This is a genomic window from Steroidobacter denitrificans, from assembly GCF_001579945.1.
GTDB lineage: Bacteria > Pseudomonadota > Gammaproteobacteria > Steroidobacterales > Steroidobacteraceae > Steroidobacter > Steroidobacter denitrificans.
The window spans coordinates 980,754-1,007,364 of the sequence record NZ_CP011971.1; the positions used below are offsets into that span (position 1 = coordinate 980,754).

Below are 26,611 nucleotides of genomic sequence, written 5' to 3' on the forward strand. Positions count from 1 at the left end.
GTAACGATGCCAGCGGCGAGCGATTTTCGTTTGACGATGCCGTAGTCTACCGCATTCGCTGCTATGCTCGCCGTCCTCGCATCGCCGTCCTTGCACGGCCGTCCTTGCGCGGCCTTCCTTGCGGCAGAAAGGCCGGCGATGGATCTCGAGGCGCTCATGGATGCTCGTGAAACGGGTGCTCGTGTGTGTTCGCCGGTATGTTTGCCGGTCCCGCCGGTACAAGGGTGCCGGCGTCCTGCCGCTGAGCGTTGGCCGGCCAGGTTTCGTTGCAGGATTCATTCGTTGCGTACGCTGGATCGCTACATCTTTCGGGAAGTCACTCTGACCTGGATCGCAGTCACGGCCGTGCTGCTGGTGATCCTGTTGTCCAATCAGCTTGCGCGCGTCCTGTCGCAGGCGGCGGCGAACGATTTTCCGCGCGGCGTGGTGTTGTCGCTGATCGCCTTGACGTCGGCAGGCTACTTGACCGTGATCGTGCCGATCGGTTTTTTTCTGGCCATCATGCTGGCGTTGGGGCGGCTGTACCATGAGAGCGAAATGACGGCGATCCAGTCCTGCGGAGTCGGCCCGGCGGGTTTGTTTCGTCCCATTGCCATACTCGGCGCAATCATCGCAGCGCTGCTGGTATGGCTATCGTTTTGGGCGATCCCGGAGGCGATGGCGCGGGCCCGAAGCATCCGTATGGAGGCGCTGCAGGAGGCGCAGTTCGGGGCGCTGGAACCGGGCCGATTTCGTACTTTCGGCGGCGGCAACATCGTGTTCTATGCGGAGCGTGTCGATGACCAGGGCATCCTGCACAACGTCAATATATTCGTCGATCGGACCCAGGAAGAGGCCGGCCATGCCGGCAAGGGTGCCGGTGCGCCGGCCGACGGCGGGCGCATGGAGGTCTGGGTCGCGGATAGGGCCGAGCAGCGCGGAGTGGGGCAGGCCGAGCAGACCTTCGTGCTCTTTGACGGTGAACGTTATGAGGGTGTGCCCGGTAGCGGGGAGTTCAGGATCATGCGGTTCGCCGAGGGAGGCATCCCGCTGCGCATGGCGGCACCGGGCGGAGCAAGCCGCAAGGCGGAGATGAAGCCGACGCGGGAACTGCTGCAGTCGCACTCGGCCGAGGATCGGGCCGAATTGCAATGGCGCATGTCCACGCCGCTGTTGGCGTTGATCCTGATGCTGCTGGCAGTGCCCTTGTCGCGCCTGCGGCCGCGGCAGAGCCGTTTCGGACGCATCGGCATCGCGATCCTGGTGTATTTCGTGTATTCGCAACTGCTGGCGGCGGCGCGTACCTGGGTGGAGAGCGATGTGGCGCCGCGCTTCGCGGGGCTGTGGTGGGTACATGCCATCGCGTTGTGCGTGTCGTTGTGGCTGCTGGTGCGCGAGAATCCGCCGGGACGGACGCGCACCGCCGCGGTGACGGCATGAGGCCGATCCTGGCCCGCTACCTGAGGCGCGCGATCATCGGCCATACGCTGCTGGTCATGCTGGTATTGCTGGCCTTGAGCAGCCTGTATCTGTTCATTACCGAACAGGACGACATCGGCGTGGGTACGTACACGCTCCAGCATGCCTTGCTGTACGTGGGACTGAAGCTGCCGAAATACGCCTTCGATCTGTTGCCGATCGGCGCGTTGATCGGGGCGCTGCTGGCGCTGGGCAATCTGGCGCGCTCGATGGAACTGATCGTGGTGCGTGCCGCCGGAGTTTCAACGCTGCGTATCGGCGCCTGGGTGGCCGGCGCCGGCGTCATCCTGATGCTGCTGACGGGGCTGCTCGGCGACTTCGTGGCGCCGCAGATGGAACAATACGGCCGGCGCATGAAAACCTTCGAGAAATTTCAGGATTACAGCCTGACGGACAATCGCAGCGCCTGGGCGAAGGATGGCAATGCGGTGTTCTCGGTGCGCCAGCAGGCCGGCGACAATCGCTATGGAGGGGTATACGTCTTCCAGTTCGATGCGCAGCGCCGCCTGCGCAGCGTGGGTCAGGCCGGCAGTGCCAGTATCGATGCCGACAATCGCTGGCGCCTGGAAAATTTCCGTGAGTCGCGTCTCGAGGACGATCGAGTCGTCGCCTCGCAGCAGGCGGCTGCGGAAATCGAAACCGGGCTGTCACCGGAGTTCCTGGGCCTGGCGGTACTGGACGCCGAAGAGCTCAGCAGCCGGGGGCTGCTCAACTACATGCATCACCTGCGGGCGAATGGACTGGACTCGAGTGCGTATGAGACGGCGTTCTGGGCGCGTATCGCGCGGATCGCCGCAGTGGCGATCATTGTGGTGCTGGCGGTGCCCTTTGCCTTCGGTCCGATGCGCTCGATCGGAACGGGCGTGAGAACCGTGGTCGGGATCATGATCGGTGTCGGTTTTTTCCTGCTGGCGAAGCTGCTGGAAAACGGCGGAGCGCTGTTCAATCTGCCGCCGCTGGCCATCGCCTGGATTCCGACCGTGGTGCTGATGTTGATCACCGTCATCGCCATGGCACGCCTGCGATGAATCCGCCAAGTCCCCGTGCCTCTGCGGCGCCATCCCGGGCTCGGGATTCGGCCGGCGTCACGCGCCGCTTCGGCGCCATGCTGTACGACTCGCTGGTGGTGATCGCCTTGCTGATGGTCGTGACGGCCCTGTTGATGATACCGCTGGACGGAGAGCCGATCAGTGCCGAGCGCGTGGGCATCTTCGAGTATGTCTATCAAGGTCTGCTGGTGTCGATGACCGCGGGCTTCTTCGGCCTGTTCTGGACGCGCCGCGGACAGACCTTGGGGATGATGGCGTGGCGCCTGAAACTGCAGCGCATGGACGGCCGGCCGATCGGCTGGAGGGATGCATTGCTGCGCCTGGCAGGCGCCACGATTTCCCTGGGTCTGCTGGGGCTGGGCTATTTCTGGATCTGGATCGATCGCGACCGGCTCGCCTGGCATGATCGCTGGTCCCGCACGCGGGTGTGCGTGTTGCCCAAGCGCTGAGCGCAGTCGGGCGGGAGCGCATGGTTTTGCCGGAAGGGGTGCCGGGGAGCTTTGCCGGGGAATGGTTACTTCGCCAGCAGTTCCTCGGCCGGCCTGAAGATGCTCTCGTACTTGTAATCGGGAATCTCATAGACCCAGCCGGCGAGCCTGGCTTGCAGGGCCTGCGCTTGCCGGGCGATCTCATCGTTGTCGATCGGATCGCCGGCCGGCCGAGTCTCGGGTGAGCCCGTATCCGAGGCGTTTGCCGGCGCGAAGCGGGCCGCCTGTTGCGGATCGAAAGAGATCCGCGCCGCGATGAAGCGCCGGTCATCGCGCCGCCAGCCGTCCAGGCCGACGATCAGCCCGTCGAAGGTTCTGAATTCGGCATGCGCATCGGCGGCGCCGGCTGTAAATGCGGTGGCCGGCTGTACATCGTTGAGCGTCAGGCCGGTCAGCGCGGTGGCGGCGGAATTCGCCACGGAGGCTGAACCGAGCTTCTTGCCCCGAGGCAGTCCCTCGACCTTGAAATCGGTGTCCGTCCGAGCCGCCTTCGAGGCCGTATAGGTTTGTGTTCCTCGGCGAGTCACGGCCGCGGACTGGATGCGGTCGGCGGACACGTCGAGCAGATCCTTGTGCAGCCAGTCCGCGGGTGTGGCCGGAACGTCGATGGCGGCGTCGATGAGCCAGCTTTGCGGCTCGCCCGCGTGCCGAACGTAATACGACTGGGCGCCGGCACCGCGTTTGCCCACGATCAGGTTCACCGCTCCGGGATCGATCTGGATGCGCATGCCCTCGGCATGGGCGGCATCGAGATCCTGAACGCCCAGGCTGGCATATCGTTCGGGATCGGAGGTTTTTTCCTCGACGATCTTTGCCGCGGCGATGCTCAACAGAAGTTTGCGCAGCCTGGTGCCATCGACAGGATAGCCCGCGCGCTGCGCGACGCCCCAATGCATGCCTCTGCGCACATCCGATGCCGGCGCATCGTCCTGGTGAGCGTCCGTCGCTTGCGGCGATGCCGTTCCAGGATCGTCCCGGCGTGTCAGTTCGACGGCGAGCGTATCGCCTGCTGCGAACAAGCGTACGGTGGATACGGCATCGAGCTGCTGTTTGAGGTGTGGATAGAGCAGGCCCTGGGCGCTGCCACCGGAGGATATCTGCCGCCCGGCGAGCCACAGGCCGGCGGCGATCGCCAGGATCGCCGCGAACGACAGCAGCAGGAGTTTTTTCGAAGTCATCGGATGCGCCTCCCTGTTTCGGGGTATCAGCCCGTGTGCACGGCCGCGCGGCCCGCGCGCAGCCGGCGGCGGCGCGCAATCGTCAGTGCGACGGCGCCGATTGCCAGCAGCGCGGGGATGAGCGCGATGTTCAGTACCTTCAGCACGGTACCGAGCCGCTCGATTTCCACATCGAGGTTGCGGCGCACGTCGCGCAGATCCTTACGGATGCGCAGCCGCTCATGCTGGAAGCGTTCCAACTCCGCTTCCTGCTCGGGCGTAAACATCAGTGCGTTCTGGCTGCCGCGTCCGGCTTCCAGTTCGGACAGTTTTCGCTCGGTGTCCTTCAATTCCCGATCCAGCTCCGTTTCCTTGGCGCGCAGCCGATCATCGGCGCGGCGGCGCAACTCCTCCACCTTCGTGAAGGGACGAAAGAAGCTTTGACGGCCGCGGATGCTGATCAAATCGCTGCTGCCGGTGAGGTTGTCGAGCGCGTTCGCCAGGAAATCGCCATTGTTGGCCCAGGCCATTGCGACTCGCTGGCCGAACACGTTCTGAGTGCGCACCCACAGGGGGTCGGACAGGATATCGGTATCGGCCACGATGATCAGGTTTGCGGCATCGGCAGATTCGGTTCGATGCGGGGCGCCCGGCGCGGTGTCCGTCTCCGGTGTCGTTGTCTCGCCGGCTGCCGGCCTGCCTTCCGGATAGGCCGATTCAAGCTTGCCGCGCACGCGTGCCGCCACGATATAACGCTCACCCGTGGCCTTGAAGCCATCGAGCAGCGAGCGGCTGTCCTGCATGAACGCCAGCTGCAGGGCGGCCAGCGGCGCGGCGTTGGCGCTGGACTGGATCAAGGGCTCCAGTTCGATCGTCGCGCCCTCCCGCCTGCCCAGGAAACCCGCTGTCATGACGTTGATGCTGTCCAGCGAGGAGGTCACTACGTCCTCGGGATTCATGCTGCCGCGGTTGAAGCCGATGATCGCGATGTGCTGCGAGGGTGCTTCGCCCTGGCGCATGGCGACGGTCAGGCCGAGTTCCCGGTCTCCGAGCACCTGCGCCGGGTCGTACTGCACGCCCCAGGCCTCGAACAGCGGTCCCAGCGTGGAGGCGCGCGAGGCTGCGCCCATCGGCCCCATACCGGCGTCCTGCATGTCGTTCTCGGACAGGGGGTCGACGAAGACGGCGAGTTTGCCGCCGCGCATGACGAACTGATCGATGGCGTACAAGGTCCGTGGCGCGAGATCCTTGGGATGAACGATCATCAGCACGTCGATGTCTTCGCCGATCTCCTCGGTCGTGCTGGCCACGTTGCGCACCTCGAACTGCTCGCGCAGCTGCGCGATGCTGGTCCAGCCTTCGCGCATGCGTCCGCTCGCCGGGTCGAAGGAGGTATCGATCTGCAATGCGCTCATCAATCCCACGACGGGGCGCTTGGGGTTGCTCAAGCGATAAATCAGGCTGGCGACGTCGTACTCCAGGAATTCCTCCTTGTCGGGCAGGAAAAAACCGATGATTTCGCGCCCATCGGTGGAATTGGTCCCGGCAAGGCCGAAGTACAGCGACTCGCCGCGGGTGCCGAGCGGCATCGCCGACAAGCCGAATTCGGCGGCGCGGTCTTCTTCCTCGGAAAAAGGCTTGGGGTCGATGATGCTCAGGCGCAGCTTGCCGCCGGAGCGCTGCGCCATTTCCTCGAGCATCTCACGCACGCGTTGAGCATAGGTGCGCAACGGTGCCGTCTGGACACTGGCATCCTGCGAAAAAAAGAAATAGAGATTGATCGGCTCATCCAGCGAGCCGACGATTCGCTGTGTCCCCGGTGCGAGCGAATACAGCTTGCTTTCGGTCAGATCGAGGCGTGCGCCGCGCAGCGAGAACATGATCAGGATCGTGACGCCGATGAACAGCACGGCCAGCGCCACCAATGCGGATGTGCCGTAGGTTTTCTTTCCGGCGCCGCGCTTGCCGGATGATGGAGTGGAGGTCGTCATGATCAGTCGGCCTTTTTCATGTCGAGTACGATCGTGGTGGCGATGAGCCAGGCGATGATCAAGGTGCCGAAGTACAGCAGATCACGCAGGTCGATCACGCCCTTGGAGATCGATCTGAAATGGGTCAGGAACGACAGCGAAGCGATCGCGTCGACCAAGGCCTGCGGCGCCCAGCCTTCGAACAGGCTCAATACCATCGGAAAGCCGGCCAGCAGAAAGCCGAAGCAGATCACCACCGTGAATATGAATGCGATCACCTGATTGCGCGTGGCGGCGGACAGGCAGGCGCCGATCGCCATGAAACCGCCGGCCATCAGGAAGCTGCCGATGTAGGCGGCGAAAATCGCGCCGTTGTCGGGATCGCCCAGGTAATTGACGGTGATCCAGATCGGGAAGGTCAGGGCCAGAGCCACGCCGGCAAATGCCCAGGCGGCGAGATATTTGCCGACGACCGCCTGCCAGGTGGTGATCGGCAGGGTCATGAGCAACTCGATGCTGCCGGATTTGCGTTCCTCGGCCCACAGGCGCATCGACAGCGCGGGAATCAAGAACAGGTAAAGCCAGGGATGGTAGGTGAAGAACGGCGCCAGATCGGCCTGGCCGCGTTCGTAGAAGCCGCCCAGATAGAATGCAAACGCACCTGCCAGCGTCAGGAAGATGACGATGAAGACGAAGGCCAGCGGCGTGGCGAAGTAGCTGGCGAACTCGCGGCGAAAGACCGTCATGGCATTATGCATGGGCGCTCTCCCGTGCATCCCGGCGGCCGGCGCCGGGTGTCTTGCCGGGTATATCCGTATCCGTCCCGGGCGTATTCAAGGTGATCTGCCGGAAGATGTCGTCGAGCCGGCCGCTGGGCGCCCGGGCGGCCAGGCCCTCCGGCGTGTCATCGGCAAGAATGCGTCCGCCGGCGATAATGATCGCGCGATTACACACGGCGTCGACTTCCTCCAGGATGTGGGTCGAGATCACGATGATCTTGTCTTTCGACATGTCGTTGATGAGCGTGCGTACCTGATGCTTCTGGTTCGGATCCAGGCCATCGGTGGGTTCATCGAGAATGAGGACCCGCGGATCGTGCAGCAGCGCCTGTGCCAGGCCGACACGGCGCTTGAAGCCCTTGGAAAGAGTCTCGATCATCTGTTCCATGACGCTCTCCAGGGCAAGACGCTGGATGACGTCGTCGAGGCGGGCGCGGCGCAAGCCGGCGGACAGGCGACGGATGTCGGCGATGAAATCCAGGAAGGCGCGCACCGTCATTTCCGCATAGGAGGGCGCGCCCTCGGGCAGATAGCCCATGCAGGCCTTGGCCGCCAGCGGCGCGGCCTCCACGTCGTGACCGCACACCCGAACGGAACCTGACGTGGGCGTCAGGAAGCCCGTGATCATTTTCATGGTGGTCGACTTGCCGGCGCCGTTCGGGCCTAGAAAACCGAGAACCTGTCCGGCCTCGACATTGAACGAAATGTCGTCCACCGCGGTCAGCGCACCGTAGCGCTTGGAGAGATGGTTGATCTCGATCATCTTGCGGGTCTACCCCTTCACGAGAGTGTTTTCAGACTGCGCTGCGGCGCCTCGGTTCCGGACTTGCCAAGGGGCGCTGCGCGTTCATGCCTGTCTCGCGCTCGGCGACAGGTCATGCTGCGGTCGGCTGCAGTGTCCGCCTGGCGGCGGGAATTCTGGGCCAGGAAAGTTTTGATTTTCAAGCCATCGGGGCCAGAGAGCCGATGCATGAATGACTTTTAATGTCGCGGCGCGAGCGGTGCGCATAATATTGCGTCTCGACTTGCGTCCTGGCCGGATGGCGCTTGCGGGGTCGGCGAGCGTGCAATCGTGCGATGGCGGTCCATCCATGATGGCCGTTCGTGAAGGAATCCCGGGGCAGGCTGAAAGACCCAGGACGACCGGCTGCTTCGTTTTTTTGCAAGGACGCCTTTTTTGCAAGGAATCGAAAAAGATTCCGGGCGAGACTTGAAGCAGATCCTTTCGACCTCATATTTCATGTCACCGAATGCTGTGGCGCCGACGAGCCGCTGACATCCGGTCCCTTGGGACGGGTGGTCGGTGACGTCGGGGTTTAGCTCGAATCCCCCTGATTGGCCGGGTTATCGCAAGATTCCCGGCCTTTTTTTTCGGCTTTTTACTCCTCCCAGCCGGCCCGGTTCTTGCCGCCGCCAGGTCGCTCGGTAGCCAGGCGGCTCGATTTTTCCGCCTCCCGGCCTGTTCGATTCCTCACCCTGCTCGACGCTGACGGCCGGCGAGCCAGAGCAGAGGAAGGCGGCGCTACCATCGGCTCAGCGCAGTGCCGTCTTGGCTTCGATATCGCTCTTGTTGGCACGCAGGATCTTGCGCACCTCGCCCACCGGCGGACGCTCGGCGATGCGTGCGATCAGCTCGGCGAGTTCATGCCAGGGTCTGCCCCATTTCAGCAGGCGCACGGCATCGGCAATGATCCTGTCCCTCATATCGGCGGGGGTGCTCGTTGCGTGAGTCTTCGTGGCAACGGTCTTCGTGGAGTTGGACTTCACCGGAACCTTGGATGCTGGACTGCCCGGTGGCAATGCACCGGTGGATCCGCCGGGATTTTTTCCGGGATCCTTTTCCCGTTTTTTTTCGGGAGCGACCGGCGCGGCCGCCGGCATGCCGGCGGCGCGTGTCAGGCGCGGCATTTCCCGTGTCGTGTCATCGCCCACCGAGCGCACCGGCCGTGTCGCGGCGATCCCGGGTGCTTCGAGCGTCAGGCTCGATGCAGATACCGACGGTTCTTCTTGTTGTCCGGGGTGCGCGCCGGCCAGCGGAATGAAGCGCTGGATGTGCTGAATGCCGACGAGATTTGCCAGGAATGCCATCAGCTCCAGTGATTCGGCGAATTTGGCATCATTCATGTTGCGGCGGGATTCCGCGTGAGCCTGCAGCTCCAGTATTTTCTGACGCGCCACTTCCAGTACCCAGCGCGTCGGGCGGTCATGCTTCGGCCAAGGCTGCACATGCGCATAGTCGGTGTCGCCGAGCTCGACGTACTTCAGATGAAGATCGATGCTCGCGAGCCACTTGTCGATCAGTTCCTTGATACGCCGGTCCGCTGGGGTCATCGCAGGCTCCAGGAAGAAGCGTCCATTATGCACAAGCCGCCGTCACGCGGGCATGCCTCCCGACAGGCGGCGAGGATGAGCGGCGAGCGGCCACCGTGTGACGGATGGGCGAGCGAGGATGGCACGGCGGGGGAGCGGATCGTCCGGGATGGAACGGCCGGGGAGCGGGTCATGCGGAATGGGTGCATGGATGACATGTCGGATGCGGCCGGCTGCCGGCTTTTCGCCTGAGGCTAGGCGTCGATGGGCAGCGCCAGGGTTTCCTTGATCTCTTCCATCACCACGTAGCTGCGTGTCTGCGCGGAGGCGGGCAGGCGCTTGAGGATCTCGCCCAGCAACTGGCGATAGGCCGACATTGCGGAGATGCGCGCCTTGACCAGATAGTCGAATTCGCCCGACACCAGATGGCATTCCAGGATCTCCGCTATGTTCAGCAGTTCTTTTTTTACCTTGTCGAAGGCATCGCCGGACTTGGCCGATAGATTGATTTCCAGGAACACCAGTAGCGGACGGCCCAGGGCTCGAGGCGAGATGCGGGCGTAATAGCCGGAGATGACACCGGTGCGTTCCAGGCGGCGTACCCGCTCGGTGCAGGGCGTCGCCGACAAGCCGATCCGCTCGGCCAGTTCCGTCATCGATATACGGCCGTCGCGCTGCAGGATGTCGAGGATCCTGCGGTCGGTGCGATCGAGGGAGCGTGATCCGGGGTCCGGCATGACAGAAGGCCCGTATAGTGGAATTTTACGGTAGCGGTAAAAATGATACTGGAAATTCCCTGTTAATTTTCAATGAATGGGCTGTATCTACTGTCAGCGGGTTTGTCATGAACGAAATCTATATCAGCACGGATGTCGAGACGGACGGTCCTATTCCGGGGCCGCATTCCATGCTCAGCCTGGGTTCCGCCGCCTATCTTGCCGACAAGCAACGGTTATCCACGTTCTCGGTAAATCTGCAGACCTTGCCGGGTGCAAATGCGCACCCGCGGACAGCGGCATGGTGGGCCACTCAGCCCGAGGCATGGGCGGCCTGCCGGAAGGATCTGGAGGATCCGGCAACAGCGATGAAGCGCTACGTTGCCTGGATCAGGGCGCTGCCGGGGAAGGCCGTGTTCGTCGCCTATCCCGCCGGCTTCGATTTCCTGTTCGTCTACTGGTATTTGATACGCTTCGTCGGCGAGAGCCCCTTCGGCTTCTCCGCCCTGGACATCAAATCCTTCGCCATGGCGATGCTGAAAAAGGATTTTCGGCGGGTGTCCAAGAAAACCATGCCTGCGCGCTGGTTCGATCCCTTGGCGCACACCCATGTCGCGCTCGATGATGCCATCGAGCAGGGAGCGTTGTTCTGCAACATGCTCAGGGAGAATCGCGCCAACACTGCCGCGGACGGCCTGAGTGTGCCGATCGTGACCGGACCGGGGGAATGAGTCCGTCCTGCCCGGTGCCGGAGCGGCAGGGGTGCCGCCGTGCCTCGTCTCGATTGTCGAACGGGGCATGAGACTGTATATTGATACAGTCTCGTCTTTCGGGATGTGTGAGTTCATGCAAGATCTGGCATCTCAAGCATCCGCTGCGGATTTTCAGGCCCGCGCGATCATGCCGGCGCGGGAGCTAGGGGCCTACGAGGCGCTCTGGGCCAAAGAGGGGACGAGCTTCAAGACCCTGGCAGCGATGTTCCAGAGGCATCCGGAGTCCCTGCCGTCGGATTTCGTGCCGCCGTCGACGGCGCAGCGGTATGCGCTAATGGCGCTCGAGATGATTCGGGCGGCGGGCATCGGGCACTTCGGCATTCGTGTACATGGCGCGGGGGAGTATCCGGAGGGATTGCGCGACGCCCGCCATCCGGTCGAACTGCTCTACTTTCAGGGCCGTTGGGACATCGTCCGTTCACGCTGCGTGGCGATCGTCGGGACACGCCATCCCTCCGCCAAGGCAGTGAAACGAGCCGAACAGCTGGCGCGCCGCTTCGTCGCGGATGATTTCACCGTGGTGTCGGGATTGGCGCGGGGCATCGATACATGCGCACACAAGGCGGCCCTGAATGCAGGCGGGCGAACGCTCGCCGTGCTGGGCACGCCGATTACCTCCTGCTATCCGCCGGAGAATCGGCAGTTGCAGCGACGCATAGCCGATGAATTCCTGATCATCAGCCAGGTGCCGGTCGTGCGTCATTCACGCCAGGGATTGAGGCGCGATCGATGGTTTCCCGAGCGCAATGCGACCATGTCGGCACTGACGGATGCGACCGTCATCGTGGCAGCGGGAGACAGGTCGGGCGCGCTGATTCAGGCTCGGCATGCGATCCAGCAGGGGCGCAAGCTGTTTATCCTGAATAGCTGCTTCGAGAATTCTGAGCTGACATGGCCGGCCAGATACCTGGAAAAAGGCGCTATCCGAGTGTCCGATTTCGACGAAATCAGGGCGCATCTTGCGGCGCGGGCGGTTGAGGCCCGCATCCCACTAAGTCACTGATTTGTATGGCGCTCCCAGGGGGATTCGAACCCCCGTACCAGCCTTGAGAGGGCTGTGTCCTGGGCCTCTAGACGATGGGAGCGCAGATCGAAGATCCGGCGAACGCCGGTGCGGACGGGTTATTATACGTAGTGATCCCCCAGTCTCCAAGCAACAGTCTCCAAGCAACAGTCTTCAAGCGATCCGCTATTGAACGATACGAACACTCTTCTCGCCGATGACGTGAAAGGCCCCCGGGTCGTGGCGCGCAGCGAACACCCCATTTCACGGGCCAACATCTCTTCGAACGCACTGAAGGTACTGTACCGGTTGAAAGACGCCGGCTATCAGGCCTTTCTGGTGGGTGGCGCCGTGCGCGACCTCATGCTGGGCCTGAGTCCCAAGGACTTCGACGTGGCGACCAGCGCCCGTCCGGAGCAGGTCAAGCAGCTGTTTCGCAATTGCCGGCTGATCGGCCGGCGTTTCCGCCTGGCGCATGTGCGCTATGGCTACGAGATCATCGAGGTCGCGACGTTCCGGGCGGCGCATACCCAGATCGATGACGACAACGGCGTCGAGGAGGCGGGCCATCGGGTCCTGGACGAGCGCGGGCGGATATTGCGCGATAATCTTTATGGCCGCATCGACGAGGATGTCTGGCGTCGGGATTTCACGGCCAACGCCCTGTATTACAACATCGAGGACTTCTCCATCTGGGATTATGTGGGAGGCTTCGATGACGTCCGCAATCGAGTGTTGCGGCTCATCGGGGATCCGCAGACCCGCTACCGTGAAGATCCGGTACGCATGCTGCGGGCGGTGCGTTTTGCGGCCAAACTCGGCTTCACGATTCACCCGGACACGGCGGCACCGATTCCAGAGCTGGCCAGGATGCTGGACGGAGTACCGCCGGCGCGCCTGTTCGATGAGATCAACAAGCTGTTCCTGGCCGGCAGCGCCTTGCGCGGATTCAGCCTGCTGGTGGAGATGGATCTGCTGCGGCATCTGTTCCCCGACCTGGCCACGGCACTTGCGCGAGCGCCCGATCTGCCGGCGGCGCGCCTGTTGAGGCTGGGCCTGGCCGGTACCGATGAGCGGGTGCAGACCGACAAGCCGGTCACGCCGACCTTTTTGTTTGCGATATTGCTGTGGCCGGTCATCCAGCACCGCTTCGGACCGCTGCGTGGCGATACCGATGTGCAGGCGCTGCTTGCCGTGTGCGATCAGGTCATCGCCGCGCAGCAGTCGCGTATCGCGGTGCCCAGACGGTTCACGCTGCCGTTGCGCGAGATGCTGGCCTTGCAACTGCGTTTCGAACGCCGTGAAGGACGCCGGGCGCTGCGCCTGCTGGATCATCCGCGATTTCGCGCCGCCTATGATTTCCTGCTGTTGCGGGCGGCGGCGGGGGAGGTCGACGATGAACTGGCGCAATGGTGGACCGATATCCAGCCGCTGGACCCGCAGGCGCGCATCGCCCTGGTCGAGGGCAGGGCGGGCCAGGACCACGGCCAAGGTCACGGCCAGGGTCACGGCCAAGGACAAGACGAAGGCGCACTGCGAGCCGGGACTGGACGGGACAAGCCGCGCCGCCGCCGGCGCCGCCCGCGCCGCCCGCCTGCCGCCGTGTGACTACGGTTCCATCGCCTTGGGCAGCGGGTCCGCTCTGGGTGCCGGTCTACGTGGCGCTCGGCAGCAACCTGGATGGTCCTGCGACACAGATCGAGGCGGCGTTCACACGGCTGGCCGCCCTGCCGCAGACGCGGCTGGTACTGCGCTCGCGGCTATACCGTACGCGGCCGCTCGGACCGGTGGACCAGCCGGATTTCATCAATGCGGCCGCTGGTCTGCTGACCCGGCTGGGGCCGCGGACGCTGTTCGGCAAGCTGCAACAGCTGGAAACGGATCAGGGTCGTGCGCCGCCCATCCTGCGCTGGGGGCCGCGGCGTATCGATCTGGACCTGCTGCTGTATGGCGAGGATCGTCTGGACGAACCGGACCTGGTGATTCCCCATCCCGGCCTGACGCAGCGCAACTTCGTTCTGTATCCTTTACGTGATATTGCCGCCGAGTTGCGGATCCCCGGGTACGGGCGGATCGCCGATCTGGCGGCACGCGCGGGGCCGGACGGTCTCGTGCCCCATGAACCAAAGTGAGAGATGACCAGCGAGCCGCATGAGCGAACATCCTCCCGTTTCGACTCCGCATCGTCTGGTCGTCGTCGAAGGGCCGATCGGCGTGGGCAAGACCAGTCTCGCACGCCGCCTGGCACACAGTTTCGGCAGTGAATTGATCCTGGAACAGGCCGATGAAAACCCGTTCCTGGAGCGTTTCTATCGCAACCCGCGCTCGGCGGCCTTGCCGGCGCAGCTGTTCTTTCTGTTCCAGCGAACCCGCCAGCTCGAGGATATCCGCCAGCACGATCTGTTCGATACGGTGCGGGTCGCCGACTATCTGCTGGACAAGGATCGTCTGTTCGCGCAGCTGATTCTGGATGAGAAGGAGTTCGCTCTGTACGAGCAGGTCTATGCACGCGTCGCGGTCGATGCGCCGACACCGGACCTGGTGATCTATCTACAGGCACCGGTGGATGTGTTGCTGGACAGGATCGAGCGCCGCGGAATCCGTTATGAGCAAAAGATCGAACGCGGCTACCTGGAACGGTTGCAGGAAGCCTACGCGCGTTTTTTCCATGACTACGATGCCGCCCCGCTGCTGATCGTCAATGCCGCACAGGCCGATTTCGCCGCTAATGCGCGCGACTATGCCCAGCTTCTGGAGCAGGTGCTGAAGATCCATCATGGCCGGCACTACTACAATCCCTTGAAAAGCGCCGCCGATGACTGAACATGGACCGGCGGGCCAGGCTCGCTTGCCGTCGCTTCAGCGCCCGGTCCGAGGGTTCGCAATGCCCCTCGAGGCCGGCCGCCGCCGCCGGTGCCGGGCGGGATTCGAAGACCGAATATTGATGTTTGCGGCACCCTCGGTCATTCTTGCCGCCCCCTAGACTTGGCTCAGCGGCCGATTCCAGCCGGATCAACCATGTACAAGCATCTGCAAGAGCGCTATGCACCGCGGCCACCGGTCAATACCGCAAGCCTGACGCGCATGAAGGCGGACGGTGAGAAAATAGTCGCCATCACCGCCTATGACGCCAGCTTTGCCACCCTGGTGGATGATGCCGGGGTGGACGTGGTGCTGGTAGGTGATTCCCTTGGGATGGTGATCCAGGGGCACGATACGACGGTGCCGGTCACGCTGCAGGACGTCATTTATCACTGCCGGGCGGTGTCCCGCGGGCTGTACCGGCCGTTCCTGATGGCGGACATGCCGTTCATGACCTACGCCTCCAAGGAGCAGGCGCTGGAGAATGCGGTGCGCCTGATGCAGGACGGCGGCGCCAAAATGGTCAAGCTGGAAGGCGGCGCGAGCCAGGTGGAGATCGTCGACTTTCTCGCCAGCCACGATATCGCGGTGTGCGCGCATCTGGGCCTGAAGCCGCAGTCGGTGCACAAGGTCGGCGGGTTCAGGGTACAAGGGCGCGAGGACACTGCGGCGGCGCAAATGATGCACGATGCCAAGGCGCTGGAGTCCGCCGGCGCGGATGTGGTGCTGCTGGAATGCATTCCCGCGGAGTTAGGCAAGCAGATCACCGAGGCGCTGCAGGTGCCGGTGATCGGGATCGGTGCGGGTCCGGACACGGACGGACAGATTCTGGTGCTCTATGATGTCCTGGACATCACTTCCGGGCGCAAGCCGAAGTTTTCAAAAAATTTCATGGAAGGCCATGACAGCGCGCTCGAGGCGGTCAAGGCGTATACGGAAGCAGTCAGGACCGGGACTTATCCGGGGCCTGAGCACTGTTTCTCGGGGCTCACCCGGGTTCCGAACACCGTCTCCGTTCCGAACACCGTTTCTAAGGACACGTTGATTCAATTTCCCGTTACCGATCCTCCATGCAAGTAGTCGCTCGCCCGCAGGAGTTGCGTGAACGAGTCGCCCACTGGCGGCGCCACGGCGAGCGTATAGCGCTCGTACCCACCATGGGCAATCTGCATCCAGGCCATGGCAGCCTGGTTGCCGAGGCGCTGCGGCGTGCCGAGCGCGTCATCGTCAGCGTTTTCGTCAACCCGCTGCAATTCGGGCCGAACGAGGATTTCGCCTCCTATCCACGCACGCCGCAGGACGATCGCGAACTCCTGGAGCAGCTCAGGGTCGAGATGCTGTTCGTACCGGAAGTCGAGGATATCTATCCGCGCGGACAGGTTTCTACGGCGCGCGTGCATGTGCCGGCGCTCGAGGACATTTTGTGCGGCGCCTATCGGCCGGGGCATTTCATGGGCGTCGCCACCGTGGTGACCAAGCTGCTGAACATCGTGCAGCCCGATGTCGCCTTGTTCGGGGAAAAGGATTTTCAGCAACTGATGATCATTCGCCGGGCGGTGACGGATTTATACATGCCGGTGGAGATCGTCGGCGTACCCACAGCGCGTGAGGCTGACGGCCTGGCGATGAGCTCGCGCAATCGTTACCTGACGCCCGAGCAGCGTGTGCTGGCACCGCGCATCTACGCCGAGCTGTCGCGCGCGCGCGCGGCGATCGAGGCGGGCGGTGAAGACTATGCAACGATAGAGCGTTCCGGTTACGAGGCGTTGCAGCAGGCGGGATTCCGGCCGGATTACTTCAGCGTGCGCGATGCCGCGACATTGGCTGATCCGGGGATGCCCAAGGACTCCGCCCGGGAACTGGTGATACTCACCGCGGCACGCATCGGCCGGGCGCGCCTGATCGACAATATTCGCGTTCGGCCGCGCACGAAAACCCCGGCCGGCTAGACCCTCCGGTCCGACAGCCTCTCGATCCGGCGAGCCGTGGTGGATCGGAGGACTCTGCGGCGCCCTCGATCAGGGGGTGTCCCGATGCTGCGCGATGGCCCACTGCACATGTTCGCGCACCAGCGCGGAGGGATGCCGGGCACGGCTATGCAGGGCGGCGAGCACCTCGGGAGAGGTGGGTGCGTTGCCCAGTGCGACGGCGATATTGCGCAGCCAGCATTCATGACCGATGCGCCGGATCGCGCTGCCTTCGGTGCGCGTCAGAAACTCCGCCTCGCTCCAGGCGAACAACTGCGTCAACGCCGCCGCATCCAGGCCATGGCGAGGCATGAAGTCCGGCTCGATGCTGAGTTGTGCGAACTTGTTCCAGGGGCAGACCAGCTGACAATCGTCGCAGCCGTAGATGCGATTGCCCATGGCCTTGCGGAATTCCTCCGGGATCGCCTCGCGCAGCTCGATGGTGAGATAGGAAATGCAGCGCCGCGCGTCCAGTTCGTAGGGCGCGACGATGGCCTGGGTCGGACAAATATCGATGCAGGCGTGGCAGCTGCCGCAATGCGCGCTCGCCGGCGTGTCCGCCGGCAGGGGCAGATCGGTCAGTATTTCGCCCAGGAAGAACCAGGAGCCGGCGTGCCGGTTGATCAAGGTGGTGTGTTTGCCGATCCAGCCCAACCCGGCATTGCGCGCGAACGCCTTCTCCAGGACCGGTGCGCTATCGACGAAGGCGCGCTGTTCGAGCGCCAGGCTGTGCGACTGGATCCGTTCGGTCAGCCGGGCGAGACGCCGGCGCATCAGCTTGTGATAGTCGCGCCCCAGTGCATAACGCGAAACATAGCCAAGCGCCGGTTGGGCCAGGATATCGTACGCAGCCCGGGTGCCGGGCGGCAGGTAGTCCATGCGCGCCGAGATCACCCGCAAGGTGCCGGGCAGGAGTTCCTGGGGCCGGGCGCGCATCCGGCCATGGCGCTGCATATAGCCCATGGCACCGTGGCGCTGCTGCTGCAGCCATTGCATGAGGCGTTCTTCATCCTCGCGAATGTCGATGCCGGCGATGCCGATCTGCTGAAAGCCGAGTTCATGTCCCCAGTTGCGGATCGCCTGCTTCAGTTCAGTCATTTCCCCGGGCGTTGCCCCGGCTTCCCTCGAGCCGGCCTCGCTCGGGCCGTTCATGCCCGCATCATCCGATCCTTCACGGAAACGCACGGCCGCTCGAGCGGCTGGAGCCGGCGCAGGGACGGGTGGCGGCGAGGAGGATTCGGTCATCGTGCATCCGGCCGCCGGTGCAGCATCGATTCGCTGCCCTTCATGCGGCCCGGTGCAGTATACGGGCCGGTCATGATGATAGTCTGCGAGCATGAGCCATTTGCCGATCGCCATTCATACCGCCGCGCAGGTGCGGGCGCTGGATCGTCATGCGATCGACGATCTGGGAATACCATCCTATGTCCTGATGACTCGTGCGGGCGAGGCGGGGCTGGCGCTGCTGCGTCGCAGCTGGCCTGATGCACTGCGGATTCTGGTGCTGTGCGGACCGGGCAACAATGGGGGCGACGGCTATGTACTGGCGCGCGCCGCGCGTATGCGGGGAATGGAGGTGTCGCTGATCGCGCTGAGCGAGCCGCGGCGTCTGGGCGGGGATGCCCGCCGCGCCTACGAGGATTTCATTGCGGCGGGCGGGGCTGTCCTGGCATGGGATCCGCAGCATCTGGCGGGTTGCGAGGTCATCGTGGATGCCATTTTCGGCACGGGCCTGATGCGCCCGGTGGAAGGCGATGTCGCGGCCGCCATTCACCGGGTCAACGCCAGCGGCCTGCCGGTGCTGGCCCTGGATATTCCCAGCGGGCTGCACGCCGATACCGGAGAGGTGCTGGGCGGCGCCATCATGGCTCGGTGCAGCCTGTCCTTCATCGGACTCAAGCTGGGTTTTTACTTGGGCGCCGGTCCGGATCATGCCGGTGTCGTGCACTTCGATGCGCTGGGTCTGCCCGAGACGGCGCGCACCTGCGTCGATGCGGCGGCCCATCGTGTCGAGAGATCATTGCTGGCTCGAGTTCTGCCGCGCCGTACCCGCCTGGCGCACAAGATGCAGCAAGGCAGCGTGCTGGTGATCGGCGGCGGACCGGGCATGGCGGGCGCGGCCCGCATGACGGGTGAGGCGGCTTTGCGGGTGGGGGCCGGCCTGGTGAGCGTGGCCACCCATCCGCAAAACGTCACCGCGCTGGTGGCCGCCCGACCGGAGTTGATTTGCCGCGGAGTGGAGCAGGCTGCGGATCTGGAGGCGCTGATCCAGCGAGCCGATGTGCTGGCGCTGGGCCCGGGGCTGGGCCAGGACGACTGGGCGCGTGCCCTGGCGGCGGTGGCGCTGGCCAGCGGTCTGCCGATGGTCATCGATGCCGATGGCCTGAATCTGCTGGCTCACGGGTCGACTCATTGCTCGACTCACCGCTCGAGCGATACGCCGGCACCGGAAACAACCCGTCCGGCGATACCCGGACAGCCCGCGCCCCCCCGCGGCGCGGGCTGGATACTGACTCCGCATCCGGGTGAGGCGGGACGACTGCTGGGGTGCTCCACGGCACAGGTCCAGGCGGATCGTCTCGAGGCGGCGCAAGCCATTGCCGAGCGTTATGTCGCCACGGTCGTGCTCAAGGGAGCCGGTTCGCTGATCGCCGCCCCCGGCCGCCTGCCGTCGATCTGCGATCGCGGCAATCCAGGCATGGCCTCGGCCGGCATGGGCGACGTGCTCACCGGCGTCATCGCCGGAATTGCCGCGCAATATGTGCATCGACTGCCGCCGCGGACGGACGGATATCCTGAAGCGGCCCCGTCTTCAACCGGCGCATCCTGCGCCCCCATGTCATCGGCTTCGGCGGGCGGACAGGAATGGCTGTGGGATGCGGCCCGCGCCGGGGTGCTGGTGCACGCCATGGCGGGTGACGAGGCGGCCGGCCGGGGCGAACGCGGCCTGATCGCGACAGACCTGTTTGCGTATTTGCCTCTATGCGTCAATCCCGTTCGATAAGCTTGCATGCCGGCTCGGCCCCGGCGATGCATGCCCTGGGGAGAGCCCTGGGAAACGCCCTGGGGAGCGCCCTGGATGAGGCGCCTCGCGGCGGCGGCGCGCTGGTCATCGGCTTGGAGGGTGAACTCGGTACGGGCAAGACCACCTTGGTGCAGGGCGCCTTGCAGGCGTTGGGTGTCAGGGGTGTGATCCGCAGTCCGACCTATACCCTGATCGAGCCTTACGAGGCGGCGGGGCGACGGCTGTATCACCTGGATTTGTATCGCTTGGCGCAACCCGACGAAATCGAGGCGCTGGGTCTGCGTGATGCGCTGGAGGACAGGGCGATATTGCTTATCGAATGGCCCGCGCGCGGCGCGGGTTTTCTGCCGCCGGCGGATCTGGAGATCAGCATCGAATATCGGAGCGCCATCGAATGCCCGCGTGACGGCGAAGGCCAGGGCGCCGCTGAAGGCCAGGGCGCCGCTGAAGGCCAGGGCGCCGCCGAATATCAGGGTGGCGGCGATGACCTCGATCCGGCGGATGAACTACATCGCCCCGCCGGGGAGGGCCGCATGCTTTGCTTGCGGGCCGGCTCGCCGGCAGGCGTTCGATTGATCGAGCGATTCCTTGCGGCAACATCACAATAATGATGTCTATCCCCATAATTTAATTGAATACTTCCATGACTAAGGGGTAGATTACCGGCCCATGCGAGGTCGGTTTCCCAAATCCACTTGCCGGAGCCGGTGGGCGAGCCGCTGCCGGCGCGGCATGGCGGTGGTCCTGATGACCACGCTGAGCATCGTTCTTGTCACGGTTTCAGGTCTGGATCAGGTGCGGGCCCAGGTACCCGCCTCAGCGGCGCGGGCAACCTTCGAGCAGCCGGTGACGATCCAGGACCTGCGTCTTTGGGCCGGACCGCAAGCCACTCGTCTGGTGTTCGATCTGTCCGCGCCAGCCCGGTACAGCGTCATGACCTTGCGGAATCCCGATCGGGTGGTCGTGGATCTTGCCTCGGCTCGCCTGGCCGGCAGCCGGCTGCCCGAGGGTCAGGGGTTCGTTCGTCGCCTACGAATCGGCGAACAGACCGGTGGAGCCCTGCGAGTGGTCATCGACCTGACCGGCCCGGCGAAGCCGAATAGTTTCGCGGTGGCCCCGGACGGACCCTATGGACATCGCCTGGTGGTGGATCTGGCGGCGGCTGCCGGGCACGCCGCACCGCTGAGCGCCGCTTCGGCCGCACCGGGCCAGGCGCCTGCCGCGAGGACGTCCACTCCAAAGACGCCCGCACCGCCTACCATCGTGAAATCGACGCGCGATACACCGGGGCGGGACATCGTCATCGCCATCGACGCCGGTCACGGCGGCGTGGATCCAGGCTCGATCGGCAAGCGCGGCACCCATGAGAAGCATGTGACCCTGGCGATCGCCCGCCGTCTCAAGGAGCGTATCGACCGTGAACTCGGCATGCGTGCGGTGCTGACCCGCGATGGCGATCATTTCATCGGGCTGCGCGAACGGATCGTGCGCGCGCGCCGCCAGCAGGCCGATATGTTCGTCTCGGTACATGCGGATGCCTATCATGACCGCTCGGTCGCGGGCTCCTCGGTGTATGTGCTGTCCGCGCGCGGAGCCAGCGACGAGTCGGCACGCTGGCTCGCCGACCGGGAGAACGCCGCCGATCTGCTGGGCGGTGTAAGCCTGGATGACAAGGACAGCGTGCTGGCCTCGGTGCTGCTGGATCTATCCCAGGGCGCCAGCATGAGCGCCAGCATCAAGGCAGCCGATCTGGTCATGGATGAGTTATACGGCATCGGCAACGTGACCCGCCGCGGCGTCAAGCACGCCGGTTTTCTGGTGCTGAAGTCACCGGACATTCCCTCGATCCTGGTGGAAACCGCGTTCATTTCCAATCCGGCGGAGGAAGCCCGTCTGCTCGATCCGAAACACCAGCGGCGGCTGGCCGAAGCCATTCATGCCGGCGTACGCGCCTATTTCCATGCCAACCCGCCGCCGGACAGTCTGATCGCCCAGCGCCGTATGCAGGGCGGTTCATCCGTCATCGCCCGCGCCGGCGCGCGCGGTTCCGAGCCGGCCGCCGCGCTGCATTGAGCCGGGCGGGATCCGCATGCGGATCCCGAATCCCGCGCTGAAATGCACGGCGGCCGGGAACCTGGAGCGGGTCCGAGGCGGCGGGCATGCGCGCGCATCAGCTCTGTTATTCTCCCGGGCCCTTCCCGATCCTCTTGCATCCATGTCGATTCGTGTACTGCCTGAGCAATTGATTCATCAGATCGCCGCCGGCGAGGTGATCGAGCGCCCGGCATCCGTCCTCAAGGAGTTGATCGAGAACAGCCTCGATGCAGGAGCCAAGCGCATCGAGGTGGATATCGAGGAAGGCGGCGTGCGGTTGTGTCGCGTGCGCGACGATGGCAGCGGCATCGAACGCGGGGAACTGGCGCTGGCCTTGTCGCGCCATGCCACCAGCAAGATCGTGACGATCGACGATCTGGAGCGGGTGGGGACACTGGGCTTTCGCGGCGAGGCTCTGCCCAGCATCGCTTCCGTCTCGCGCATACAGTTGATTTCGCGCACGCCCGACAGTCCGATGGGCTACAAGGTCGGCGCCGACAATGGCCGGGTGAGCGAACTGGAGCCCGCCGCCCACCCCGTGGGCACCACGGTGGAAGTGCGCGATCTGTTTTTCAATGTGCCGGCGCGGCGCAAATTTCTGCGTACCGAGCGTACCGAGACCGGCCATATCTTACGCATGGTGGAACGCCTGGCTCTGTCGCGCTTCGAGACGGCGTTCGTACTGCGCGCCGGCCGGCGCGTGCTGGGAGACTATCCCGCGGCGGCGGCGCGACACGAACAGGAGCGGCGCGTGGCGCAGATCGTCGGCGATGAGTTCATCGCCAATGCGCTGTATCTGGAACACGAGTCGGCCGGCTGCAAGCTGCGCGGCTGGCTGTGCCAGCCGACCTTCGCGCGTGCGCAGCCGGACTTGCAGCACTTCTATTTAAACGGACGCATGCTGCGCGATCGCCTGGTCGCCAGTGCGATCCGATTGGGCTACCGGGATGTGATTTTTCATGGCCGCCATCCGGCGTTCGTGCTGTTCATGGGCATCGATCCACGGCAGGTCGACGTGAATGCGCATCCGGCGAAGCTGGAGGTTCGTTTTCGCGACGGCCGGCATGTCCACGATTTCCTGTTCCGCTCCGTGGAGCGGGTGATGCGCGATACCTTCGCCGGTACGACCCTTCGCGACCGCCCGCCGGCCGCGGCCGGCGCATTGCTGCCCGCCGGGGAGCCGGCCTCGCCGGACAGCGCCATGTGGCCGGCAGTCGGGCCGGGCGACTCCGGCGTAGGTGACGCTGCGCGCGGTTGGTCGGGTACGGGATACCGCCATCAGTCTTCATTGGCGCTACGCGAGACTCCGGCTGGAGACCGAGTGGAGGCCGCTGAGCATAGCGCGGCGCTCATCCCGGGCGCCGGCCAGGCCGATACCGCCGGACAGGTGCCGCCGCTGGGCTTTGCGCTGGCGCAGTTGCACGGCATCTACATCCTGTCCCAAGCCCAGAATGGGCTCATCCTGGTGGACATGCATGCCGCTCATGAACGAACCACCTACGAGCGCATGAAGGCTGCCCTGTCGAGCGGCGGCATCGCCAGCCAGCCCTTGTTGATGCCGGTATCGATCGCCGTCTCACCGGGGGAAGCCGAGGTCCTGGAAGATCATGGCGAGACCTTGCTGCGTACCGGACTCGATATCGTTCGATCCGGACCCGCCGGTGTCCAGGTAAGAGCCGTACCGGCCTTCCTGGCGGCGCTCGACCTGGCGGAACTGGTGCGGCGCATCGGTGCGGATCTGTCCATGGATGGCGCCAGCCGGGGAGTCGAGGAGGCGCTCAACGAGGTGCTCGGCACGATCGCCTGTCATGGCGCGGTACGGGCGCACCGCCATCTGACGGTGCCGGAAATGAATGCCCTGCTGCGGGAAATGGAACGGACCGTGCGCAGCGATCAGTGCAATCATGGCCGTCCCACCTGGACCTATGTGAGCTTGGATGAGCTGGACCGGCTGTTCCTGCGCGGTCGATGAACAAGATATCCGGCGAGGCTGCCGGCACCGATGAGCACAGCGCGCCGGCGAGGCGAAAACCGGTGGCGCTGATCATGGGGCCTACCGGCGCGGGCAAGACCGCGCTGGCGCTGCGCCTGGCCGAGCGGCTGCCGGTGGAAATCGTCAGCGTCGATTCGGCGATGGTCTATCGCGGCATGGACATCGGTACGGGCAAGCCGCCGCAGGTGGTGCTGCAGCGCCATCCGCATCACCTGGTGGACATCCTGGATCCCTCCCAGTCTTATTCGGCGGGCCGGTTCGTGCGCGATGCACGGCGGGCGATCGATGCCATCCATGCGCGCGGGCGGCTGCCGCTGCTGGTGGGCGGCACGATGCTTTATTTCCGGGCGCTGCGGCGAGGATTGGCCGAGATGCCGCCGGCGGATGAAGCGGTGCGCCGCGAGATCGATGCCCGGGCGGCGCAACTCGGTTGGCCGGCGCTGCATGCCTATCTTGCGCAAATCGATCCGCAGTCGGCGCAGCGTATCCAGCCGCGTGACGCGCAGCGCATCCAGCGGGCGCTGGAAGTACACCGGCTGAGCGGCAGGACACTGACCGAACTGCACGCCGCCACGCGTCCGCCGGATGCCGAGCTGGTCTTCGGCGCCTGGGCCTGGGTGCCCTCGGATCGCGAACGACTGTACGCGGACATCGAGCAGCGTTTTCAGGAAATGCTGCGGGACGGCTTGCTGGAGGAGGTGCGGGCTTTGCATGTCCGGCCTGATCTGCATGGCGACCTGCCGGCGTTGCGTTCGGTGGGGTACCGGCAGCTGTGGGAACATCTGTGCGGCCGGGACGATTTGGAATCCGCGGCACGGCGGGCCGTCCATGCGACCCGGCAACTGGCCCGCAGGCAACTGATCTGGCTGCGCGCGGAGGCCGGCGTGGATTGGATCGACTCCCTTGAATCCGGGGCGGCTGCCCGCATTGAACAAGCAGTGGCCCTCCTGCGCCGCAAAAGCGGGTGATGGCTGAACGAACCATTGAGCGAACAGTCCAAAGAAAATCGGCGTGAGAGCAAGAATCAGCCAGTGAGCGTTCGTCTCGGGCGAAATGACGCTGTGTTAAGCTGCGGCTTCGCAACGAGTCCTGGACGGTGGGCGCCGACTGTCCTCCGGCTGTATGGAAGCAGTGTCGTCGGAAACGCTCGTTGAAGAATTCTAAAGTCACAACAAGGAGATCAATGATGGCCAGAGGCCAGTCATTACAAGATCCGTTCCTGAATACGCTGCGCAAGGAGCGTGTCCCCGTATCCATCTATCTGGTCAACGGCATCAAATTGCAGGGTCAGATCGATTCGTTCGACCAATTCGTGGTCCTGCTCAAGAACAGCGTCAGCCAGATGGTCTACAAGCACGCGATTTCGACCGTGGTGCCGGCTCGGGCCATCCGTTTGCCGATCAGCGACGAGGATGGCGTGGAGTCCTCATCCTCAGGCGAATGATGGCGCTGTGGATGGCGGAGCGCCGGCTTGTTTGAGCGTCCCCGCAGCGGGGAGCGCGCGCTTCTGGTACGTATCGGTCTGGGTGCGCCTCCCGGTGAGGAAGAACTGAGCGAATTCGAGGCACTGGCGCGTTCCGCTGGAGCGGAAGTGGTGGGTGTCGTCACGGGCACACGGCGTGCGCCCGATCCGCGGCTGTATGTCGGCAGCGGTAAAGCGCAGGAGATCCGCACTCGGATCGAGGCCGAAGGAGCTGATCTGGCGGTATTCGATCATGCGCTTTCGCCCAGTCAGGAGCGTAATCTGGAAGCCCTTCTGCGCTGCCGGGTACTGGATCGTACCGGCCTTATTCTGGATATTTTTGCGCAGCGCGCCCGCAGTTTCGAGGGCCAGCTGCAGGTCGAGCTGGCGCAGCTGAAGCATTTGTCCACACGGCTGGTGCGGGGCTGGAGCCACCTGGAGCGTCAGAAAGGCGGTATCGGCCTGCGCGGCCCGGGTGAAACCCAGCTGGAAACCGACCGCCGCTTGCTGGGCAAGCGCATCAAGACCTTGAATGCCCGCCTTGACAAGGTCATCACCCAGCGCGAGACCACGCGCCGCGAGCGTCGGCGCGCCGAGATTCCCACGGTGGCGCTGGTGGGTTACACGAACGCCGGCAAGACGACCTTGTTCAATCGCCTGACCGGTGCGCAGGCTTATGCGGCCGATCAGTTGTTCGCGACGCTGGACCCTGCGGTACGCCGCATCGAATTGGCCGATGCGCGCCAGGCGTTGCTGGCCGATACCGTCGGATTCGTCCGGGAACTGCCGCACGAGCTCGTCGCGGCGTTTCGTTCGACGTTGCAGGAAGCACGCCAGGCGGCGTTGCTGCTGCATGTCATCGACGCCGCCGATCCCAACCGGGGCGAGCGTATCGCGCAGGTCAATCAGGTGCTGGCGGACGTGGGGGCTGCCGGATTGGCGCAGATCGAGGTATACAACAAGGCGGATCTCATCGGCGAGACGCCGCGGGTGGAACGGGACGAGTCCGGCGATGTGCGGCGTGTCTGGCTGTCGGCGCAGACCGGTGCGGGCATGCCGTTGCTGGTGGCGGCCATCGGTGATTTTCTGGGGCCCCGGATCGTGCGTCGCCGCATCGTGCTGTCGGCCGGGGAGGGCCGCGCCCGCGCGCGCTTTTTCGAGGCCGGCGCGGTCTTGTCAGAAAGCATTCGCGCCGACGGCGGCAGCGAACTGGAAGTGTCCATGCCCGCCCGGGCGTTCCAGCTGCTGTGTCGCACGGAGGGCCTGGAGTCCGGATTGGATGCTGCGGATCGGGATATTGATCGGGACATTGAGCTGGATGGCGCTGTTCGGGCCGCCGGATTGGATACCGTCGTTCCGGGGAGCGGCCTGGACATGAAGGGTCCTGAGCCTGCTTCCCTGGAGCGTCCGGATGCCGGACATGCGGTGGTGCATCCTTAGATGCGTGATGCAAAAGCTTGTGCCCATCCCGAGGCGTTCCTACAATCCCGCCTCCCTTGCACCCT

General features: G+C 64.5%; 24 protein-coding genes and 1 tRNA gene. 17 read left to right on the forward strand and 8 right to left on the reverse strand.

The window, feature by feature from the left end:
- Positions 1-282: 282 nt before the first annotated feature.
- Genes lptF through ACG33_RS04265 form a run of 3 tightly spaced genes read left to right on the forward strand, consistent with a single transcriptional unit; the run spans position 283 to position 2,956 of the window.
- The gene (lptF, locus tag ACG33_RS04255) at positions 283-1,419 is read left to right on the forward strand and encodes an LPS export ABC transporter permease LptF (RefSeq protein WP_066918991.1); all 1,137 of its coding nucleotides are present in this window, start codon (positions 283-285) and stop codon (positions 1,417-1,419) included.
- Positions 1,416-2,486: an LPS export ABC transporter permease LptG gene (gene lptG / locus ACG33_RS04260; protein WP_066918993.1), complete on the forward strand. Its 1,071-nt coding sequence runs from the start codon at positions 1,416-1,418 to the stop codon at positions 2,484-2,486. The genes lptF and lptG overlap by 4 nt, the downstream gene beginning before the upstream one ends.
- Positions 2,483-2,956 carry an RDD family protein gene (locus ACG33_RS04265; RefSeq protein WP_066918995.1) on the forward strand — a complete coding sequence of 158 codons (474 nt, stop codon included), beginning with the start codon at positions 2,483-2,485 and terminating at the stop codon, positions 2,954-2,956. The genes lptG and ACG33_RS04265 overlap by 4 nt, the downstream gene beginning before the upstream one ends.
- 65 nt (positions 2,957-3,021) lie before the next feature.
- Here ACG33_RS04265 and ACG33_RS04270 read toward each other — a convergent pair whose 3' ends face one another.
- The 6 genes from ACG33_RS04270 to ACG33_RS04300 form a co-directional block, all read right to left on the reverse strand.
- Complete coding sequence (locus tag ACG33_RS04270; RefSeq protein WP_066918997.1) at positions 3,022-4,173, reverse strand: DUF4340 domain-containing protein; 1,152 nt, start codon at positions 4,171-4,173, stop codon at positions 3,022-3,024.
- Positions 4,174-4,199: 26 nt separating this feature from the next.
- Positions 4,200-6,143: a GldG family protein gene (locus ACG33_RS04275; RefSeq protein WP_066918999.1), complete on the reverse strand. Its 1,944-nt coding sequence runs from the start codon at positions 6,141-6,143 to the stop codon at positions 4,200-4,202.
- A gap of 2 nt (positions 6,144-6,145) precedes the next feature.
- A complete protein-coding gene (locus ACG33_RS04280; RefSeq protein ID WP_066919001.1) occupies positions 6,146-6,880 on the reverse strand; it encodes an ABC transporter permease subunit in 735 nt (244 codons plus the stop codon).
- Positions 6,873-7,664 (reverse strand): ABC transporter ATP-binding protein, encoded by a 792-nt coding sequence (locus ACG33_RS04285; RefSeq protein ID WP_083536439.1) that lies wholly within the window; start codon positions 7,662-7,664, stop codon positions 6,873-6,875. Before ACG33_RS04285 ends, ACG33_RS04280 begins: the two co-directional genes overlap by 8 nt.
- 770 nt (positions 7,665-8,434) lie before the next feature.
- Positions 8,435-9,232 carry a hypothetical protein gene (locus tag ACG33_RS04290; RefSeq protein ID WP_157071663.1) on the reverse strand — a complete coding sequence of 266 codons (798 nt, stop codon included), beginning with the start codon at positions 9,230-9,232 and terminating at the stop codon, positions 8,435-8,437.
- A gap of 233 nt (positions 9,233-9,465) precedes the next feature.
- Positions 9,466-9,948 carry a winged helix-turn-helix transcriptional regulator gene (locus tag ACG33_RS04300; RefSeq protein ID WP_066919007.1) on the reverse strand — a complete coding sequence of 161 codons (483 nt, stop codon included), beginning with the start codon at positions 9,946-9,948 and terminating at the stop codon, positions 9,466-9,468.
- A 107-nt stretch (positions 9,949-10,055) separates the two neighbouring features.
- Here ACG33_RS04300 and ACG33_RS04305 point away from each other — a divergent pair, with 107 nt between their 5' ends.
- Both ACG33_RS04305 and ACG33_RS04310 read left to right on the forward strand, forming a co-directional pair.
- On the forward strand, positions 10,056-10,658 hold the full coding sequence (locus tag ACG33_RS04305) for a 3'-5' exonuclease family protein (RefSeq protein ID WP_066919009.1): 603 nt from the start codon (positions 10,056-10,058) through the stop codon (positions 10,656-10,658).
- Positions 10,659-10,773: 115 nt separating this feature from the next.
- A complete protein-coding gene (locus ACG33_RS04310) occupies positions 10,774-11,703 on the forward strand; it encodes a DNA-processing protein DprA (RefSeq protein WP_066922803.1) in 930 nt (309 codons plus the stop codon).
- A gap of 6 nt (positions 11,704-11,709) precedes the next feature.
- Here ACG33_RS04310 and ACG33_RS04315 read toward each other — a convergent pair.
- Positions 11,710-11,785, reverse strand: a tRNA-Glu gene (locus ACG33_RS04315).
- 107 nt (positions 11,786-11,892) lie between these two features.
- Here ACG33_RS04315 and pcnB point away from each other — a divergent pair.
- From pcnB to panC, 5 genes are all read left to right on the forward strand, one after another.
- The gene (gene pcnB, locus ACG33_RS04320; RefSeq protein ID WP_083536440.1) at positions 11,893-13,311 is read left to right on the forward strand and encodes a polynucleotide adenylyltransferase PcnB; all 1,419 of its coding nucleotides are present in this window, start codon (positions 11,893-11,895) and stop codon (positions 13,309-13,311) included.
- Positions 13,308-13,835, forward strand: coding sequence for a 2-amino-4-hydroxy-6-hydroxymethyldihydropteridine diphosphokinase (gene folK, locus ACG33_RS04325; RefSeq protein ID WP_083536441.1), 528 nt, complete (start codon positions 13,308-13,310; stop codon positions 13,833-13,835). Before pcnB ends, folK begins: the two co-directional genes overlap by 4 nt.
- Before the next feature lie 19 nt (positions 13,836-13,854).
- The gene (locus ACG33_RS04330; RefSeq protein WP_066919011.1) at positions 13,855-14,526 is read left to right on the forward strand and encodes a deoxynucleoside kinase; all 672 of its coding nucleotides are present in this window, start codon (positions 13,855-13,857) and stop codon (positions 14,524-14,526) included.
- Between the two features lie 195 nt (positions 14,527-14,721).
- Positions 14,722-15,645 carry a 3-methyl-2-oxobutanoate hydroxymethyltransferase gene (gene panB / locus ACG33_RS04335; RefSeq protein WP_083536442.1) on the forward strand — a complete coding sequence of 308 codons (924 nt, stop codon included), beginning with the start codon at positions 14,722-14,724 and terminating at the stop codon, positions 15,643-15,645.
- On the forward strand, positions 15,636-16,514 hold the full coding sequence (gene panC / locus ACG33_RS04340; RefSeq protein WP_066919013.1) for a pantoate--beta-alanine ligase: 879 nt from the start codon (positions 15,636-15,638) through the stop codon (positions 16,512-16,514). The genes panB and panC overlap by 10 nt, the downstream gene beginning before the upstream one ends.
- Before the next feature lie 69 nt (positions 16,515-16,583).
- Here panC and queG read toward each other — a convergent pair whose 3' ends face one another.
- Positions 16,584-17,684 carry a tRNA epoxyqueuosine(34) reductase QueG gene (gene queG, locus ACG33_RS04345; protein ID WP_083537154.1) on the reverse strand — a complete coding sequence of 367 codons (1,101 nt, stop codon included), beginning with the start codon at positions 17,682-17,684 and terminating at the stop codon, positions 16,584-16,586.
- 184 nt (positions 17,685-17,868) lie between these two features.
- Here queG and ACG33_RS04350 point away from each other — a divergent pair, with 184 nt between their 5' ends.
- From ACG33_RS04350 to hflX, 7 genes are all read left to right on the forward strand, one after another.
- Positions 17,869-19,536: a bifunctional ADP-dependent NAD(P)H-hydrate dehydratase/NAD(P)H-hydrate epimerase gene (locus tag ACG33_RS04350; protein ID WP_066919015.1), complete on the forward strand. Its 1,668-nt coding sequence runs from the start codon at positions 17,869-17,871 to the stop codon at positions 19,534-19,536.
- On the forward strand, positions 19,515-20,165 hold the full coding sequence (gene tsaE / locus ACG33_RS04355) for a tRNA (adenosine(37)-N6)-threonylcarbamoyltransferase complex ATPase subunit type 1 TsaE (RefSeq protein ID WP_237392685.1): 651 nt from the start codon (positions 19,515-19,517) through the stop codon (positions 20,163-20,165). Before ACG33_RS04350 ends, tsaE begins: the two co-directional genes overlap by 22 nt.
- A gap of 139 nt (positions 20,166-20,304) precedes the next feature.
- On the forward strand, positions 20,305-21,630 hold the full coding sequence (locus tag ACG33_RS04360; RefSeq protein ID WP_168160016.1) for an N-acetylmuramoyl-L-alanine amidase: 1,326 nt from the start codon (positions 20,305-20,307) through the stop codon (positions 21,628-21,630).
- Between the two features lie 142 nt (positions 21,631-21,772).
- The gene (gene mutL, locus ACG33_RS04365; RefSeq protein WP_066922809.1) at positions 21,773-23,623 is read left to right on the forward strand and encodes a DNA mismatch repair endonuclease MutL; all 1,851 of its coding nucleotides are present in this window, start codon (positions 21,773-21,775) and stop codon (positions 23,621-23,623) included.
- Complete coding sequence (miaA, locus tag ACG33_RS04370; RefSeq protein ID WP_083536444.1) at positions 23,620-24,612, forward strand: tRNA (adenosine(37)-N6)-dimethylallyltransferase MiaA; 993 nt, start codon at positions 23,620-23,622, stop codon at positions 24,610-24,612. Before mutL ends, miaA begins: the two co-directional genes overlap by 4 nt.
- 218 nt (positions 24,613-24,830) lie before the next feature.
- The gene (gene hfq, locus ACG33_RS04375; RefSeq protein ID WP_066922813.1) at positions 24,831-25,088 is read left to right on the forward strand and encodes an RNA chaperone Hfq; all 258 of its coding nucleotides are present in this window, start codon (positions 24,831-24,833) and stop codon (positions 25,086-25,088) included.
- A gap of 27 nt (positions 25,089-25,115) precedes the next feature.
- Positions 25,116-26,546: a ribosome rescue GTPase HflX gene (hflX, locus tag ACG33_RS04380; RefSeq protein WP_083536445.1), complete on the forward strand. Its 1,431-nt coding sequence runs from the start codon at positions 25,116-25,118 to the stop codon at positions 26,544-26,546.
- Positions 26,547-26,611 lie beyond the last annotated feature (65 nt).